The organism is Peribacillus sp. P4_D6, assembly GCF_056401795.1.
The window spans coordinates 1-906 of record NZ_JBFUIQ010000363.1 but is presented as its reverse complement, the minus strand read 5'-3'; the positions used below and the strand labels follow the sequence as shown (position 1 = coordinate 906).

1 protein-coding gene is annotated in these 906 nt (G+C 37.8%); it reads right to left on the bottom strand.

Features of this window, described 5'->3' with window-relative positions; genetic code table 11:
• The coding region (locus AC1DVB_RS27600; protein WP_477592032.1) for a PadR family transcriptional regulator at positions 1 to 725 on the bottom strand (725 nt) is incomplete at its 3' end.
• Positions 726 to 906: the final 181 nt, after the last annotated feature.

Below are 906 nucleotides of genomic sequence, written 5' to 3'. Positions count from 1 at the left end.
ACACTGGCCATGTATTTTTGAATTTCCTGGACTTGAAAGGCCGCAGAATCCGCAATCTGTTTGTAATGATGCTGTCCTTCATCGGTTATTCGTAAATACCGTTTAGTTCGTTTTTCACTTTCCCACCTGCCGACAAGTAGGCCGTTCTCTTCCATTTCATGAGATAAATCGTATAAATAGCCATTTGAAGCGATCCAGCCGAACTGATTTTTAAGCAAATCGCCAATTTCCCCCATATAAATGGGTTTCTTAGTGAAAGCGGCTTTTAAAGTTACATAACGGACAAGGTCCTTCACCGATATTATTTTCGAGAAATAAGACCTGTATTCTTCTGGAAGCTCATTTACAACCGGTGGGTTTTCACCAGATCCCCTTAAATCGAACATGAAGCGATCAATGACCTTTTTCACTTCGGAAAACCTTTCCAGGAAATTTTCTTGATACCATATGTAAAGCTCTTTGCCTTTTTCCGTTATTTGATAATAATTTCTTCCCTTATTCGTATATAATGATAAATGATTGGATTCGACTAGCGTATTCGATATTTTACATAAATAGTCATAGCTATGCACTTTTCCAGTGAACGTATTTTTCAGGTCCTGATGAATCGCCCTTGGATAATTCGCTTTTATCCTCAAAGAGTGAAGTAAGAAAATCGTTAAAAATTCGCGCTGGCTCAACCCCACGGTTTCTACCGTCRCAGACAGTTTCTCCCCTTTCTTCACAGTCATTCCCCCCTTAATACTGTATATAATTAAATATTTCTTCCTTCCCCTTATTATCCTGTGCTGCCACATAATAGTAAAGTTTTTAATGCCAAACTGCCTAGTACTAATTTTTTGGATTCGATCTATTGTGGGATAGGATAATTCTGAATATTCTGTCGAGGTTTATTGTGAAATAGTT